Source organism: Enterococcus sp. DIV2384 (assembly GCF_050534975.1).
GTDB classification, from domain to species: Bacteria; Bacillota; Bacilli; order Lactobacillales; family Enterococcaceae; genus Enterococcus; species Enterococcus faecalis.
The window spans coordinates 619,319-636,432 of sequence record NZ_CP172905.1; the positions used below are offsets into that span (position 1 = coordinate 619,319).

General features: G+C 36.5%; 16 protein-coding genes. 10 read left to right on the forward strand and 6 right to left on the reverse strand.

Annotated features, from left to right (window positions below):
• Positions 1 to 10 precede the first annotated feature (10 nt).
• The 5 genes from IGK54_RS03005 (at position 11) to lepB (ending at position 3,837) form a co-directional block, all read left to right on the forward strand.
• Complete coding sequence (locus IGK54_RS03005; protein ID WP_002355729.1) at positions 11 to 388, forward strand: type II toxin-antitoxin system PemK/MazF family toxin; 378 nt, start codon at positions 11 to 13, stop codon at positions 386 to 388.
• Between the two features lie 318 nt (positions 389 to 706).
• A complete protein-coding gene (locus IGK54_RS03010) occupies positions 707 to 1,402 on the forward strand; it encodes a hypothetical protein (RefSeq protein WP_016633095.1) in 696 nt (231 codons plus the stop codon).
• A 24-nt stretch (positions 1,403 to 1,426) separates the two neighbouring features.
• A complete protein-coding gene (locus IGK54_RS03015; protein WP_016633096.1) occupies positions 1,427 to 2,722 on the forward strand; it encodes a hypothetical protein in 1,296 nt (431 codons plus the stop codon).
• Positions 2,703 to 3,029: a hypothetical protein gene (locus tag IGK54_RS03020; RefSeq protein WP_016633097.1), complete on the forward strand. Its 327-nt coding sequence runs from the start codon at positions 2,703 to 2,705 to the stop codon at positions 3,027 to 3,029. Before IGK54_RS03015 ends, IGK54_RS03020 begins: the two co-directional genes overlap by 20 nt.
• Positions 3,030 to 3,087: 58 nt before the next feature.
• Positions 3,088 to 3,837, forward strand: a complete 750-nt coding sequence (gene lepB / locus IGK54_RS03025; protein WP_016633098.1) for a signal peptidase I — start codon at positions 3,088 to 3,090, stop codon at positions 3,835 to 3,837.
• A 54-nt stretch (positions 3,838 to 3,891) separates the two neighbouring features.
• Here the strand turns inward: lepB and IGK54_RS03030 are convergent, their stop codons facing one another.
• Positions 3,892 to 5,370 carry a helix-turn-helix domain-containing protein gene (locus IGK54_RS03030; protein ID WP_010821481.1) on the reverse strand — a complete coding sequence of 493 codons (1,479 nt, stop codon included), beginning with the start codon at positions 5,368 to 5,370 and terminating at the stop codon, positions 3,892 to 3,894.
• 173 nt (positions 5,371 to 5,543) lie between these two features.
• Here IGK54_RS03030 and IGK54_RS03035 point away from each other — a divergent pair, with 173 nt between their 5' ends.
• The 5 genes from IGK54_RS03035 (at position 5,544) to IGK54_RS03055 (ending at position 12,943) form a co-directional block, all read left to right on the forward strand.
• Complete coding sequence (locus IGK54_RS03035; protein ID WP_025193856.1) at positions 5,544 to 6,296, forward strand: tyrosine-protein phosphatase; 753 nt, start codon at positions 5,544 to 5,546, stop codon at positions 6,294 to 6,296.
• A 78-nt stretch (positions 6,297 to 6,374) separates the two neighbouring features.
• Complete coding sequence (locus IGK54_RS03040) at positions 6,375 to 6,605, forward strand: hypothetical protein (RefSeq protein WP_002355737.1); 231 nt, start codon at positions 6,375 to 6,377, stop codon at positions 6,603 to 6,605.
• Positions 6,606 to 6,725: 120 nt separating this feature from the next.
• Complete coding sequence (locus IGK54_RS03045) at positions 6,726 to 9,431, forward strand: YhgE/Pip domain-containing protein (RefSeq protein WP_010709019.1); 2,706 nt, start codon at positions 6,726 to 6,728, stop codon at positions 9,429 to 9,431.
• 220 nt (positions 9,432 to 9,651) lie between these two features.
• A complete protein-coding gene (locus IGK54_RS03050) occupies positions 9,652 to 10,821 on the forward strand; it encodes a cation diffusion facilitator family transporter (RefSeq protein ID WP_002390406.1) in 1,170 nt (389 codons plus the stop codon).
• A 298-nt stretch (positions 10,822 to 11,119) separates the two neighbouring features.
• Positions 11,120 to 12,943 (forward strand): APC family permease, encoded by a 1,824-nt coding sequence (locus IGK54_RS03055; RefSeq protein ID WP_002379167.1) that lies wholly within the window; start codon positions 11,120 to 11,122, stop codon positions 12,941 to 12,943.
• A gap of 34 nt (positions 12,944 to 12,977) precedes the next feature.
• On the opposite strand, the gene IGK54_RS03060 is transcribed toward IGK54_RS03055, so the two are convergent.
• The 5 genes from IGK54_RS03060 to IGK54_RS03080 form a co-directional block, all read right to left on the reverse strand.
• Positions 12,978 to 13,442 (reverse strand): GNAT family N-acetyltransferase, encoded by a 465-nt coding sequence (locus IGK54_RS03060; RefSeq protein WP_002361333.1) that lies wholly within the window; start codon positions 13,440 to 13,442, stop codon positions 12,978 to 12,980.
• Positions 13,443 to 13,513: 71 nt separating this feature from the next.
• Positions 13,514 to 14,176: an ABC transporter permease gene (locus tag IGK54_RS03065; RefSeq protein WP_002363261.1), complete on the reverse strand. Its 663-nt coding sequence runs from the start codon at positions 14,174 to 14,176 to the stop codon at positions 13,514 to 13,516.
• 3 nt (positions 14,177 to 14,179) lie between these two features.
• Positions 14,180 to 15,100, reverse strand: coding sequence for an osmoprotectant ABC transporter substrate-binding protein (locus IGK54_RS03070; RefSeq protein ID WP_002355743.1), 921 nt, complete (start codon positions 15,098 to 15,100; stop codon positions 14,180 to 14,182).
• A 2-nt stretch (positions 15,101 to 15,102) separates the two neighbouring features.
• Positions 15,103 to 15,738: an ABC transporter permease gene (locus IGK54_RS03075; protein WP_002355744.1), complete on the reverse strand. Its 636-nt coding sequence runs from the start codon at positions 15,736 to 15,738 to the stop codon at positions 15,103 to 15,105.
• A 3-nt stretch (positions 15,739 to 15,741) separates the two neighbouring features.
• Positions 15,742 to 16,935: a betaine/proline/choline family ABC transporter ATP-binding protein gene (locus IGK54_RS03080; RefSeq protein ID WP_113848715.1), complete on the reverse strand. Its 1,194-nt coding sequence runs from the start codon at positions 16,933 to 16,935 to the stop codon at positions 15,742 to 15,744.
• Between the last annotated feature and the right edge of the window lie 179 nt (positions 16,936 to 17,114).

Here is a 17,114-nt window from a genome sequence, read left to right on the forward strand (position 1 = left end):
AGGTTCCACTATGGTCAAACGCGGAGATATTTATTTTGCAGACCTTTCCCCAGTAGTGGGCTCGGAACAAGGTGGCGTCAGACCAGTCCTTGTTGTCCAAAATAACTTAGGTAATCATTTTAGCCCAACGATTATCGTTGCGGCGATCACAGCCAAAATGGCAAAGCCAAAATTGCCAACACATATCGGGATTAATTCTGATGAAACAGGCATTGAAAAAGATTCAGTGATTCTTTTAGAGCAGATTCGAACAATCGATAAGGGCCGCTTGAAAGAAAAAGTTTGTCATTTGAGACTTGATATTATGGAAGAAGTTGATCGTGCCTTAGGCATCAGTGTTGGACTTAGTAGCGATTCAGCCCCAGCAAAAGCAAATTCAGCTACATAAAGAACGATAGCTACTATGAAATCAACAAAGACTAATTGGATTTTTTTAAAAGTGACTGATCTAGTTCGGTTCGCTAAACATAGTTTGAGTAAAAGCGAGAGAGATGGCCAAGTGGCATCTCTCTTTTTTTGTTTTATATTTTAAAAATTAAAATATAAATATAAAATATAGAATTTTATCATCATATTTTAAATAAAGTTGTTGGCAAGGCTCAAATGGAATGTTACAATCAATACTATATAGAGTTTTTAAAGAGCGTAACAGGTGATTTTACAAGTTTTGATTGTCGAGCGATGACATAAAGGAGATTATATTTGTATGATGATTGTTGTACTTTTAATGAGTAGTTGCTTATTTTTATTTGTAAGCTATCAATTGTATTTGCGATTACTTGTCGAAAAACTGGATTCAGAGGACCGGACATTAAAGAGGAAAATAAATTTCTATAAGTATCAGAAAAATAGTCGTTTAATGATTTATTTATTGTTTAGTGTTTGTCTACTTAGCGTATTATTGTTAGGAATTGTTTATACATATTATCAATTAAATCAACGAAATATCCGCATTGAACAACGGATCGAGCGTTTGGCACAGGGCCAAGCTACTCAAGGTGACAAAATAAAAAAACAAGCAATTAAAAAAACAGCCTTAAACCAGTTTCCCTGGAAGCAAGCTGTTTCGACAGAATCGGCCGCTGTCTTGACGAATTATGAATTACAATTAGCGCGTGAATGGCGTCCTTATCTCGGAGAGACGAGTATCACAATAATTAGAAGTGAAAAAACACAAACCTTGACACTGTCTGTTTTTTCAGTTGGCTTAAGTTACCCTGAATTTCAAACAGGCCAAGACAATATTGTAGCACTTATTGCAGCGTTGAATTCAGTCAAAGAAATCACCATGATTGATTTTAATTTTACTTATCGAGATCAAGAGCAAACCCTTGTCAAATCCATTGATACGTATGCTCGTGAGACGTTGGAAACAAATTTGGAGCCTGTCGTGATTAGTTAAAAGGATGAGAGAAAGGACATATATATGACAAAAAGACGTTTAATTAAAAAAATTAAAGATATTTCGGATGATACGCTTGAAAAAGAAGTCTTTTTTCAGCCAGGATTCGAACCAGAAAAAATAATTAGCGGAATCAAACCGGAACAACAGGAAAAAGAAATGGCGACGTTAAGAGAAAGGCTCACCTACTATCAGAAAAAAGAAACAGCCTTTAAAAAACTTCAAGAAGAAAATGAGCAATTAAAGAACCAACAAGAAACGGAAAAACAAGCATTAGAAGAAAAAAATCAGGCATTACTTGAAACACTAAATCAAAAGGAACATGAAATTTTTGAATTGGAAGAGCAACTGGAAACGAACAGTGAAACCACGACAGAGGCTACTACTCTTCAAACAAATCTGCAAAACGCAGAAAAACAATTAACCACTGTACATAATCAAATGGAACGTTTAGAAAGTGAATTAACGCAGCAAGTGGCAGAATTAGAAAAAGAATCGGCTGAACAACAACAACATATCCAAACATTACGCAACCAGTTAGCAGAAGAAAAAGGAAAGTTGGAGAAAAAAGGAGATATTAAAGGAATGGAAAAGCAAGTAGAAACGTTAACGACAGAATTAGAAGAAAGCACAATGACTCAAAAAGCATTGCAGGAACAAATTGAAAAACTAACTGTACAATTACAAAAAGTAGAAGCTGAAAAACAAACCTTACAAGAGGCTGCCCAACAAGAAGTGATTGTGAAACAACGCATGGCGGAGTTAAAGAATGAGCTTCAAAATAGTTTACAGCAAAAAAATGAAGCAGAAGTAAAACTAGGTCGACTACAAGGTGTCAATGACAAACATCTTGCTGAAAAGCAAGTTTACGAAGGAGAATTAGCTGCTCTAAGAAAAGAAGTAGAGGCCAAAGAAGACAGTTTAGAACAAGTTCAAAAAGAATTGAAGACACTACAAGCCGTTTCAAAAAATATTGAACCGAGTAGTGAGCAGTTAACAGAACTGCTACGCGCAAAACAGCAAATCAACGATTTATTAATGAAAAATCAGCAATTACAAGAAGAGGCTTTAAAATCGCAACAAGAAATTGGCGAAGTGATGGTTTCTGCCAAAAAAGAAGCCAATCGGATTGTTAATGAAGCAAAAGTAGAAGCAAAACACCTAATCAATTCCGCAGAATTAGAAATGTTAAATATTGGCAACCGAGCGAAAAGTATTTCGAATGAAGTCGAAGCATCAAAAGTAGAAGTACTTGAGATTTATCGCGAATTAGAGGAACGCTTAACTAAACTGACACGTCTTGAACAAGATAACTATTAATAAAATGGTCAGTAAAAAGTTAATGGGAGCAAGGAAACTACATTGTCTTGGGGTCCCTTTTTTAGCTGTTACACTAAGTGGCTCTGCAGAACGATTACAGGCTGCTGCTGTCTCAAAGGAAGAGCAGTCGCTAAGTCAACCGCTTGTCAGAAAAAACATAGTAACAGAGAAGAGCGAATATCTTGTACAAGCAAATCAAAGTATCTGGGAGCTGGCACAAGATGCTCAGAAACCACTGAATCAGTTTATGAAGGAAAACCAGTTACGTAGTAGCTATATTAAAAAAGGAACGCAATTAGTCAAATAGAAAAAAGGAGTAAAGAAAGGAAAAGTTTATTTAAGGAGCTTTTCCTTTTAAGAAAACGATGGAAGAATGGATAAAGTCAGTTATGCGAACAATTCGCCACATTAAGCGCGCCTTCTTGATGCAAAAGTTGCCTGCGACATATCAGCTAAAAAAGCAAAAGACTAACAAAGCAACGGAATATTTGCTTGAGCAAACAGATAACCATCAATCAATAAGAGGACCACAAAGAAAAATGACTGCTGAAGAGATTAAAAAAAAGCGGCAAGCCTACCAAAAGAAACAACGCATCCAAGTCGTTAAATTTTTTATGCCAGCTATTCTTTTCGCCATTTTTGTGTTCTTTTTTGTGTTAAAGACATCTAGCTACCCAATTGCTGGGCAATCCATGAAGCCGACACTTAACGCAGGAGAACGAGTCTTAGTACAACGGACGAAGCAAGTAACAAGGTACGATGTGATTGCATTTAAAGCACCGCTAGCTAGCAAAGGTACGTACGTCAAGCGAATTATCGGGGTTCCTGGTGATCGAATTTGGGTAAACGAGGGAAAACTTTATCTTTCAGAAGAACCTATAGCAAGCGATAATGAGGCACTGCCTGAGAATGCCAGTCGTTTTGACTTATCAGAAGAAGCGGCAGCCCAACTTCGCCTGTTTCAGAAGATTCCAGCCGGTCATTACTTTGTCTTAGGGGACAATCGTACGCATTCAAGTGATAGTCGTACGTTCGGCTTTGTCGAGATACAAGCGATTGAAGGAATCGTGGTGTTTAAAATGGCGCCGTTTAAGGAAATAGGGAAAGTAAAATAAAAAGCTTAAGTCTGCCATCTAAGAGTAGGGCACTTAAGCTTTTCTTTTTAGAGATTATTTGCCCAATAACAATTGAATGATTTTTTCAATTGATTGTAGGTCGTAACGATTACTAATATCTGAAAAAATATAGTAATGGTCATACTGGGCAACGAGCTGTTCATTATTGGTATTCATTAAAAGCAAATCATAATGGTTTTCTGCGTTGTAAGGCTCAATTTTCAGCGGATATTTTCCAGCGATACTCTGTTGTATTTTTTGTGCTACCAACTCGCTATAGGCACTGCTCAGTGAGTGATAAACACCAATCGTTATTTTTTTTTCATTTAATTCAGCAATGTGATTCAAAATAAGTGTATAATTAATTTCAGTAAATTGATTTTGGTACTTAGAAGCAGTGGCTTTTGTGGCAAAGTTCGTTGTAGCGATCTCCACTAATTCGTAAACTTCACTTTCGCTAAAAGGATGACGTAAGACTTTCAAAAGTGACTGAATTGTCCAATAATCAAAGGGTAAAATAAATCCTGAAAAATAATAGAGTTGCGCATGTAATTGGAAAAGTAAATTTTCAATATAAAGTAGCCGAATAGGCAGCACGTAATGGGATAAATAACCACGTGCTTTAAGGTACGTTAAAATGACCCGGTTCATTTCGTTAAGATACGTTTTTTCAATTCGTTGTTGTTTTGCTAAACGAAAGGCGAAAGCAGCATTCGCAGAATAGTTATGCATGGAACAAAAAAAGTCATAAAACATATAGGCTTCGTTGATTGTATATGGACGGTCGATTCTTTTCATATATGTATGTATAGATAAATTAATTTCTTCAAATAAAGGTCGATCGAGTTGGACATCATGTGGACTAATCGTTGGCAGGGGTTCTAAAACAATGCGACGAAAAGAAATTTTCATCCAAAGTTTAATTTGGAGAATTTCTGTATGGTCAAAGGTAATTCTGGGGATTTCTTGTAATATCTCGATTAATCCTAGGTATTGATTGGCCAGTTCTTTTTCTAAATCTGTTTTTTCTTCAAAGATAAACCAGAAAAAATTAAAAAAGAAAAAGCGAATTTGTTTTTCTTCGCCGACAAGTTTTCCTCGTTTGATACGTAAATTAAACTCATTGAGTAAGTCATTTAATTCAACAATTTTTCGATAATAGGTAGCAGAGCTAATGGCATAATTCTGTTGGAAATACCCGCCATTTATTTCATTTTTATGGAAGAGTTGCTGGACCATGTGAAACTTAATAGATTTATCTAAGAACAACATGATCATTGCTTTCATGGAAAAGGTAGGCGCTTTATTTAGATATAGAGTGTCACCTAATACAGTTAAGGTGAGGTTTTCTTGAAGTTGCTCTTCTTTCAAAAATTGCTCTAAAAAAGAAAGATATTCATTCAATGTTGGTAAACTAATATTGAAAAAATCTACTAATTCATTTCGTGTCGCTCGGCCTTTATTATTATATAGGAACAATAAAATATCATTCATATAATCATAAGGCTTTTCTAAAAAATCTCGTTTTAGCATCGTTACTCACCTCTCTTTTAAGAATACTGTATCTATGATAAAATGGCAATAAACAACTGATAAAAAGATTGTTTTTTGAGGTGTTTTTTATTATCATTAAGAAAAAGAAATAATAAGAAAAAACAAAGTATTTAAATGACAACAAAATAATTAAAATGAAGGAGCGACAGAACATGAACAGCGTAGTGAACTTTAGAGATATTGGAGGATTTCCAACGAAACAAGGCACATCCGTCAAGACAGGGCATTTTTTTCGGAGTGGGGAACTCGTTAATGTTGCACAAGAGGATCAACAGAAACTGGTAGAGGACTATCAAATTAAACGAATCTATGATTTTAGAAGTGCAGCAGAAACGCAAGAACGACCAGATGATTCAATTCAAGGAACCAACTATTTACATATAGATATTTTGGCCGATATTCAGGCGCAGACTGCTTCATTAGAAGGAATGCTTAAAACGGTTGGTTCACCCGATGCAGCAATGGACATGGCTTATAAAGAGATGGTTCTTTCCAATTCGGGCCGCAAAGGTTACCAAACATTTTTTGAAAACTTTTTAAGTTATCCACAGGAAGCTATTTTATTTCATTGTTTCGCAGGAAAAGATCGAACAGGAATCGGTGCAGCCTTGATATTAAGTGCTTTAGGTGTGGAACATTCTTATATTTTAGAAGATTATTTAAAGACGAATGAGCAAAGAAAAGCCGCTAACGAGCAGATTATTGCGCAATATCAAGCAAATGGAACGCCTCCAGCAGAAATTCAACAATTAGAAACGCTGCTTTATGTGAAAAAAGAGTACTTAGCGACCGCTTTACAGGCGATTGAAAAAGAATTTGGTTCGGTAGAGGGGTATTTAAAAGAGGGACTCGGCTTACCTTTATCCGCCAAAAAAGACATGCTAAGTCTGTACACAAAATCATAGATCCTAAAAAAAGGACTATCCTTTCTAAAAAAGAAGTTTTATAATAGAAAAGAATCTGTTTGTAAGGAGGGATAGGGAATGAAAGAAGGACAAGAACAATTCTTAACGTTCATACTAGATCGAACAAAAGAAGATAAAAAAGAAAAAATGCAAGCGCTACTTGCAGAAATGTTTGAACGCCAACAAACAGGCAAATTAGATAAAATGTACTTGATGACAAAAGCACCAAAACTTTTGGCTTATTTAAAACCAGAAGCCATTGATGAAGTTAAACAAGTCGTTTCGGAATTTTCTAAAAATATGAAATAAACAAACTTAGCTTGAACTTACGACATTTTAAAAATGTGTCGTAACATTCAAGCTTTTGTTTGTTATTCTCTTGTATTTTATGCTAAAGTTATTCAGGCACAAAAAAAAGCAGGTGATTTTATGAAACATATAAAAAATACATGGGAACTATTTATTTTAGATTGGAAAAGAATTTTTAAAAACCCAGTAGCAACATTTTTGATTGTTGCCTTAATGATTATTCCATCATTATATGCATGGTTTAACATTAAAGCACTATGGGATCCGTATTCAAATACAGGAGAGTTACCAATAGCGGTCTATAGTGATGACCAAACAGCAACTTTTCAAGATAAATCGGTCAATATTGGTGATGAAGTCTTGAAAAACTTGAAGAAAAACAAGCAATTAGGTTGGCGTTTTGTTGATTCGAAAAAGGAATTAGACAAAGGAGTCCAATCAGGAAAATATTTTGCCGGGATTTATTTACCTAAAGATTTTTCCAAGGATTTGCTAAGTTTTACTTCTGGTGATATCAATAAACCTAAAATTGAATACTCAATTAACGAAAAAATTAATGCAATTGCGCCGAAAATTACGTCAAAAGGCGCTTCTTCCATTCAGTCACAAATTTCGGAAGAATTCATTAAAACGGCAAGTAGTACGTTAATCAAAACATTCAATGATATTGGCTATGATATTGATAAAAACATGGTTAGCATTCAAAAAGTTAAGAGCATGATTTTAGATACAGATGCCAACATTGGAACCATTGATACGTACGCAAAACAAGTCACAGACTTACATGGTAAGATGCCTGAGCTAAAAGAAAAATTAGCGAAAGCCAACGATGCGATGAAATATTTACCTGAAGTTGATGCTTTAGGAGAGAAGATTGTTGAGCTAAATGGCAAAATGCCAAGCATCAAAGAACAAGCTAGTGTTATTTTGACGTTACAAGAAAAAATTCCAGAAATTCAAAACGCTGGCCGACAAATTGCTATGATTGATGAAGACTTTGCCTCTGTGGAACAAACAATGAGCGAAGGAATCCAAGAAGCAAAACAAGGATTAGAAATTATTCAACAAGTTCAAACGGCGTTACCAGATATTCGTAAACTAGGTGATCAAGCCAATGATTTAGGGAATGTCACATTAGATGGCGCTAATAAATTGCAAGAGGCGTTACCAAGCATTACGAATAGCGTTGAAGTGACTTTGAAATCTATCCAGCAAGTTGCTACAACAACAACTTCCGTAGTCGCTACTATTCGTCAAGCGTTAGATGATGGACAGTTAACGCCAGAAAAAAAACAACATATTAATGAAGTAGTACAAGATTTCACAACTAATATCCAACGGCAACAGCAAGCAATTAGTAATCTTATAGAATTTATGCAAAAGATTCAAGAAAATGCCGGTAATCATGACTTAGATGAGACTATTCGTCAACTTACTAATTTAAGTACTTTATTAGGAGATTTTAGTAATCGATTAAATGAACTAAATAACTATGTACAGAATAATGATTTACAAAGTGCAAAGAAATTGCTAGACGAAATTGATGCAGCAGCGCAAAAAATTGCTGGGATAGCTGGAGCAATTAAAGCAGATGAAATTAGTAACACTGTTAATACAGTCACAAGTAAATTAATTGCTACCATCCAAAACGCTCAAGGTCAACTAAACAAAGCGCAACAAATTGACTTTGAAGGGTTATTGAGCTCAACAAGTCAAACGGTCACTAATGCGATTTCTTTATTAGAAAAATATCAAGCCGAAATGCCGGCAATTAAACAAGAAATTCATGATGCGAATACGATGTTGAATGGCAATATGGAAACCATTGTCAATGGCATTAATCGTGGTGCTGATTTGTATAAAAACGATTTACCAGTCATTCAAGACAAAGTCAGCAAAGCGGCAGCCTTTATGCAAAATGACTATCCAGGTATCCGAAAAGATTTAACGAATACCTTGAAAACAGTCAATGAGAAAATGCCAGATGTTGAAGCGGCCTTAGACAAAGCCAACGAGCTGATTATTAATGATTGGCCAAATATCAAAACAGGATTACACAAAGCAGCGAATGCAATCCGTAAAGGTGAAAAAGAAGTTGACTTAGGCGAAATTCTTAAATTACTAAAATTAGATGCCAATAAAGAAAGTGACTTCTTTACACAACCAGTTGAAGTCAAAGAACATGCTGTTTATCCGATTGCTAATAATGGTTCGGCAAGTACCCCATTCTATACAGCTTTGTGTTTGTGGGTTGGCGCTGTGTTATTCTCAAGTGTTGCGACAACAGATGTTTATCTTGAAGGAAAAGATAAAAAACGCTTTTCTAAACGGGAACAATTTTCAGCACGGATGTTTACCTTCATTGTCATGGGGATTGGTCAAGCACTGATTGTAACCTTAGGTAATTACTTTGCGTTAGGCGTAGATGTTCGTAATCCAGCGTATAGTGTCTGGTTTGCGGTATTGATTGCCATTACGTTTATGATAATGGTTTATGTGCTTGTTGCTCTCTTTGGCAATGTAGGGAAAGGAATTGCGATAATAATCTTGGTACTATCCATCTCTGGTGGGGGTGGGAACTACCCAATTCAAGTCTCAGGTAAATTCTTCCAAATGATTAATCCGTTCTTGCCGTTTACGCATGCCGTGAACTTGCTAAGGGAATCAGCAGGAGGCATTTACTGGCCAAATGCTTGGTTTGCCATTTGGATTATGGTGGGGATTTCAGTCGTCTTTAGTATTGGCGGTGCAATTCTTTATCCACATCTGGAACACAGATCGAAAAAATTTGCGGCTTTAGCGCAAAAGAGCCATTTATTCCATTAAAAAACAAAAAGCTGAAAACGTCTCTAGCGTTTTCGGCTTTTTATTTTTCTTTATTTTCAAGGCAACCCTAACAAAGAAGTTTTGGGGGCTCTTGCTTTTGACTTTTTGGCAATGCTAAATAATAAAATCTCCCTCAGAAAGTGAGGTTTTTTGTGTACAAATACATAAAAAGGTTTTATAGTATTTTTTTAAGAAATAAAAAGTGGGTAGGGGTTGTAAAATGATTCAAGCATTGCTTCAACGATACGAGAAAAAAATTGAACGTCGTAAATTGGAAAAACGAACAGCATTCGGTGCTTTTGCCGGGCGGATTGGGCTTGTTTCTAATTTATTTTTATTCGTTAGTAAATTTATGATTGGCTTGCTTTCAGGTAGTGTTTCAATCATGGCAGATGCCATTAATAGCTTGTCCGATACTATTTCTTCAGTTTTAACATTAGTCGGTTTTTATATTGCTGGTAAGCCAGCGGATAAAGAACATCCCTATGGCCATGAACGTTTTGAATATATTAGTGGAATGCTTGTATCATTAGTGATTACGTTTATTGGGTTTGAGTTTCTAACGACCTCCGTGGATCGCATCCTGCATCCAGAATCAATCAAGGTGACACCCATTTTATTTGCTGTTTTAGCTTTATCAATTGGGATTAAAATTTGGCAAGGGCTGTTTTACAAAAAAGTATCAGCAAAAATTGATTCTCAAGCATTAGTTGCTTCTGCTAAGGACAGCTTCAATGATGTTTATACTACATTAGCTGTTTTGGTTTCTGCATTTATTGAAGGCGTCACTGGTTTGCGAATTGATGGATATATTGGTTTTTTAATTGCTGCATATATTATTTATAGTGGCTTGCAGTTAATTCGCGAATTTATTAATGAGTTGATGGGCATGCGTCCGAGCCAAACAGAAATTGATGAAATGAAAGATGTCTTATCAAAAATGGAAACAATCGTAGGATATCACGATTTACTGATTCATAATTATGGTCCCAGCCAAACATTTGCGTCTGTTCACATTGAAATTGATGATCGCTGGGATTTGAATAAGGCCCATCAGACAATCGATGCGATTGAAGCGAAGTTTAAAGAAGAGTTGGATGTTAATCTTGTTTGTCATATTGATCCAGTGAATTTATATGACCCAACACAACAATTTGTTCATCAAACAATCAAAAAGATTATTCGTTCTTTTGACGCGTCTTTAAAAGTCCATGATATCCGCTTAGTTACCCATGGCGAAGAGCCGAAGATTTTGTTCGACTTGGTTTTGCCTACAGAATCAAAATTATCTGAATTTGAACTGGGTGTGGAAATTCAACGGCAAGTTTATGAAAAAATTGGTCGTTATAAAGTGGAAATTACCTTCGATCATACGTACTTGTTACAATAAAAGGGAATAATTAACTAAGTTTTTAAGCGAGAGCCAAAAGGTCAAATAGACTTTTAGCTCTCGCTTTTTTGTTTAGAGAATGCAAATCCTTTTGTTATCTGGATTCTCTTGATAAGATAAAGGAAGCGGTGGGGCTGTAAATGAGTGTCTGATTAAAAAAAGATGGTGATTTTTTTATCTTTTTCAGTAACAAAAATCAATTGACTTTTCATTGTGAGAAGCGTAGCATATGGATTTGTTTGATAAAAAATAATGAAAAAAGTGAGCGGGTCACTCTAGAGAAAAGGAGTAGAAAAAAATGGCGGATTTAAAACGACTGTTCATTGGGAAACCATTGAAATCAGCCGAAAATGATGAACATAAATTAAGCAGATTTGCAGCGCTTGCGTTGTTATCTTCTGATGCACTTTCATCCATTGCGTATGGTACAGAACAAATAGTGGTGGTTCTGGTTACTTTGTCGGCGGCTGCGATTTGGTATTCATTGCCAATTGCTGCATTTGTTATTATTTTACTTATTTCTTTAACATTGTCGTACCGACAAATTATTCATGCGTATCCGCATGGCGGCGGCGCATACGTTGTTAGTAGTGAAAACCTCGGCAGAAATGCCGGTTTATTGGCTGGTGGTTCGTTGTTAGTCGATTATATGCTAACAGTAGCCGTTTCAGTTTCAGCGGGCGCAGAGGCGATTATATCGGCGATTCCAGCGTTATATGGTCATCAAGTAGCAATTTCTATTGGGATTGTGATATTGATTACCTTAATGAACTTGAGAGGCCTGCGAGAATCTGCCTCGTTCTTAATGTTGCCAGTGTATAGTTTTATCGCAATTATTACCTTACTGATTGTTGTTGGGCTATTTAAAATTGTGACTGGCGCACAGCCATTGAATGCGACAGCTTTACCAGGAGCCGTGGTTCCAGGAATTTCTATTGCCTTAGTTTTACGGGCGTTTTCATCTGGTTCTTCTTCCTTAACAGGGGTCGAAGCAATCAGTAATGCAGTGCCATTCTTTAAGAAACCACGAGCAAAAAATGCTGCTGGGACGTTAGCGTTAATGGCAACGATTTTAGGGTTCTTCTTCGTGGGGATTACATTTATTAACTATTGGTATGGGATTGTACCAAAAGAAGAAGTGACAGTTCTTTCACAAATTGGGAAAGCGGTCTTTGGTCAAAATATTTTATATTATTTATTACAGTTTGCGACAGCCTTAATTTTAGCGGTTGCCGCTAACACAGGATTCTCAGCCTTTCCAGTGTTGGCTTATAACTTAGCCAAAGATAAGTTTATGCCGCATATGTATATGGATCGTGGCGACCGTTTAGGCTATTCAAATGGTATTTTAACTTTAGCTGCTGGTTCGATTGTTTTATTATTGATTTTCCAAGGTTCCACAGAACGTTTAATCCCATTGTATTCAATTGGTGTATTTATTCCGTTTGCTTTGTCTCAATCGGGCATGGTTGTAAAATGGCGAAAAGAAACTAAAAATTGGTTGCCAAAATCAATTGCTAACATTGTCGGCGCCTTTATCTCTTTCGCGATTATCGCCATTTTGTTTATTTATCGATTAGGGGACATCTGGCCGTTCTTTATTATTATGCCAGTGTTGATTTATGCATTTTATCGGGTCAATACTCACTATAAAAATGTGGCGGAACAGCTACGTTTAGAAGATGGGGCACAGTTGCATGAGTTTGACGGGAATACAGTTATTGTTTTAGTAGGGAACGTAACCAAAGCAAATGTCGGCGCCTTGAACTATGCGCGTTCCATTGGTGATTATGTTGTTGCCATGCATGTCTCAATGGATGAAAACGTTGAGAAGGAAAAAGAAATTCAGGAAGAGTTTAAAAAACACTTCCCGGACGTTCGTCTATCAATTGTCCATTCTTCGTATCGTTCACTGCAAAACCCTATCTTACGTTATGTTGATTTGGTTAGTAAAAATGCCACGAAGCATAACTACAGTACAACGGTTTTAGTACCACAATTTGTACCGAATAAACGTTGGCAAAATATTTTGCATAACCAAACAAGTTTACGCTTGCGGATTCGTTTAGCGTGGCGGGAAAATATTATTGTGGCTACCTATAGTTATCACTTGAAAAAATAAAAAAAAGTCTGCCATCTTTTGATGGCAGATTTTTTTATTGACGTAATTGTTTTTGATAAATTCTAGCGCAAGACTGCTCTTCGGTGGTTACCATTGTCAAAAATTCCCAGTCATATCTTTCATAAAAAGTAGTATGGTCTGTAAGCAGATAAAGCTTTTTAAATCCAGAATTAGCAAGAAAATCACCAACTGTTGTTAAAAGAATTCCTGCTAAGCCTTGGTGACGAAATGTTGGTTCGACATACAATGCACAAAGGTTTGGCGTAAGGTCTGCACGATTGTGGAAGTCATTATCAATTACGCCCACGCCTGCAACGATGTCCTGCTGTTTATTCAAGCAGACCCACCAATGAGGTACGTGGTTTTCGCTAGTTAGCATTTCCTGCATACTTGCTTGATACGCTTCAGCGGGGATTTGCCACTTTTGGCTAAACCATTGAGCAGCTGACGGAATTAAGTGTGGTTGTTGGTTTAAATCGATAATAGTATAGTTAGACATTATTAATCTCCTAGATAAAAGAACAGATCCCATTGAAAAGAAACAATGTTGGATCTGCTCTGCATTTTTTATTAATTGGAATGTTTGCTAGCTGGGTCTAAACGCCGTTCAATAATCCCTAGAACCCAATCTGTGATAATCGCCATAAAGGCCGTTGGTAAGGCACCGACTAAAATGATAGAAGCACCATCTGTGGCATTGGTTCCACGAATAATAATATCCCCTAAACCACCAGCACCAACGAAAGCACCAATTGCAGTAATCCCGATTGCGACGACTAACGCATTTCGAATACCTGCCATGATTACTGAAACAGATAAAGGTAACTCGACCATATAAAGAAGTTGTACTTTTGTCATACCCATTCCTTTACCAACATCTAAAATATTGCGATCCACTTGAATCATGCCAGTGTACGTATTCTTGATAATTGGTAGGAGAGAATAAAGGAAGACTGTTACAACCACCGTGTTGACACCTAAGCCCATCCCCAACATTAAAATCGAAAGCATTGCCAAAGCTGGTACTGTTTGGATAATGTTCGCTAAACGGATAATCCAGTTGGCTAAGCTACGTTTACGTGAAATCATAATCCCGATAGGAATCCCGACAATTGCAGCAAAGATTACGCCATAAATCGAAATTAAAAAGTGACGTAAAAATTGTTGAAAGACGTAGCCGCCATTTTGTTGGAAATAGTAGATAAATTGTTGGAATAAATTCATATTATTCATCTGTTACTCCCCCTCAAAATAGTTATTTTCTTTTAAGAAACGTTCGGCTACGACCGCAGGTTCAATTAAATCATTATCTGCTTGATAGTTCAATTCTTGCATTTTTTTGGTAGAAATTTTACCATCTAAGCGATTTAATACATCTTTAATTTCCGGCGTTTCTTTTAATAATTTGTCACTAACCACAGGAGCGGCATCATAAGGCGGGAAGAAGCGCTTGTCATCTTTTAACATGACTAAATCGTAACTACCAATCCGGCCATCTGTTGAGTAACCTAAGATAACGTCCATTTTTCCAGCGTTGACTGCATCGTACACCAAGCCAATTTGCATTGGTAAAATAGATTTAAATTGGAAGTTGTATTCCTTTTTAAAGCCTTCATAACCGTCGCCTTCACGTGTGATCCACGCAGTATCGACACCAGCAACTAATTTGTCTGCGACTTTCCCTAAATCACTGACTGTTTTTAAATTGTATTTCTCAGCCGTTTCTTTTGTAACTAAGAATACATAAGTATTTTCAAAACCATATGAAGGGAACCAAGTTTGTTGATAACGTTTTTCAAATTCTGATTGAACTAGATTGAACGCTTTTTTAGGGTCTTTTTCCGCTGGTAAGCCAAGCGTAGTAGTCACGTCAGTACCAGTATAACGAGCTGCAGAAATTGAAGCATCTCCGTTTAACATTGCTTGGTGATTGATGGTCGTAGTGGCTAAGTTGTTAATCACATTTGTTTTTTTATCTGTGTAGTGCTCAACCATATCCGCTACAATGCTCCCTAAAATTTGCGCTTCTGAAGTAATCCCACCTGTAATGGCAACAGTGTTATCATCAGAAGTTGAAGCGAGACCAGGTAAAGAACAACCTGCCAATAAAAGTAAACTGCTTAAGAAGAGTAAGCTTAACTTGAGTTTCTTTTTCATCATTATTCGCCCTCCCTTAAAGCTTTTGGCGTTAAACGATTTTCTAATAATCCAAGAAGAACATCTGCTAAAAGCGCTAAAATAGTTACTGGAATAGTCCCGCCAAAGATTAATTCTGGCTGATAGTTATTTAATCCACTGAAAATCATGTCACCAAGACCACCTGCACCAATATAAGAAGCCAGTGTAGCCCAAGCAATGACATAGACAGCAGCTAAACGAATGCCGGCCATAATTGTTGGCATGGCAATGGGTAATTCAACACTAAAAATAGACTGTAAATTGGTCATGCCCATGCCTTTAGCAACATCTCGGTAATTCTCATCGACATTTTTCATTCCGATATACGTGTTTCTTAAAATAGGTAGAAGGGAATAGATGAATAGCGCGATAATAGCGGGTGTTTTGCCGACACCAAAAATTGGAATCATCAAAGCTAATAAAGCCAACGAAGGAACCGTTTGTAAGGCACTTGTTAAACCAATGACAATATTGGCTACTTTGGGCAAACGTGTTAACCAAACGCCAACGGGCACAGCGATAGCGACCCCTAATAAAAGTGCAAAGAATGAAATATAAATATGTTCAATACTTTTTGAAATCATTTCTGATCCATATTCTTGAAAGAAGCTACTCATTGCTTACGCCTCCTCTTTATCAGTTTCGGACTCGCTTTGTTTTGCTTCTACAGCTTCACTAATCGTTGTTTCATCGCCCCAGATAACATCATAAACAATGTCAACAAGGGAAGCACGTGTTAAGATGCCCACCACTCGTTTTTGTTCATCAACGACTGGCACATATTTTAAGCCGCGTTTTAAGATTCTTTGTAAAGCATCACGTAAAAGAGCGGTTTTTTGAACAAAGAAGACATCTTTATTCAAGATATCACCAACACTAGAAGCTTTGCCCCGTTGCTGATCTAATGTTTCAACATCGATAAAGCCTTTAAGCACATGGGAATTATCAACAACTAATAAGGTATCAACCCGTTTTTCACGCATCAATTTAATCGCTTCTTGTAAAGATTTTTCCGGCGTGATAGTAATAGCTGAATTTAACATGACTTCATCAACAGTGGTGAAATCAGGTTTGGCTTGTAATAAGCGATCTTCTCCGATGAGTTCTTCTACAAATTCATTGGCTGGATGACGTAAGATATTATCTGGTGTGTCAAATTGAATTACTTTGCCTTCGCTCATAATGGCAATTTTATTTGCTAATTTCAACGCTTCATCCATATCATGAGTAACAAAGATAATAGTTTTTCCTAAACGTTCTTGCAAATCTTTCACTAAATCTTGTAATGAATCACGGGTGATAGGATCTAAAGCACCAAAAGGTTCATCCATTAGAATAATATCTTGATTGGCAGCTAAAGCCCGCACAACGCCGATTCTTTGTTGTTGTCCCCCAGAAAGTTCATTGGGATAGCGGTCTAACATTTCTCGTGGTAACTCAACCAAATCAATCATTTTTTCGGCTATCTTATTGCGTTCTTCTACAGGTACTTTTAATAATTTAGGCACTAAAACGATATTTTCACGAATGGTCATGTGAGGCATCAAGCCGATATTTTGAATGACATAGCCAATTTGGCGACGTAGCTCTACAGGATTGATTTTTTGAATATCTTGGCCATCAATTAAAATTTTTCCTTTTGAAGGGTCGGTCATGCGGTTAAGCATCCGCATTGATGTTGTTTTTCCACTACCACTTGTTCCGATGAAGCAGATAAATTCACCTTTATCGAAAGACAAATTAATGTCATCAACGGCGACTTTTCCGCCTTTATAAAATTTTGATACATGCTGAAATTCTATCAACTTACTCACCTCAACTAAATATTTTGAAAATGTATCTTATTACTAGTATGCTATAAAAATGCGATTTCGACAAATGTAATCTATTTTTAATGGGAAAAAGAAGGCGGTAAAATTTTTTTAATTCGTTCTAAAAAAAAGAAAAGACAACTATTGTTTAGTAAAAGTTGTCTGAACGAAACAAGATGTTA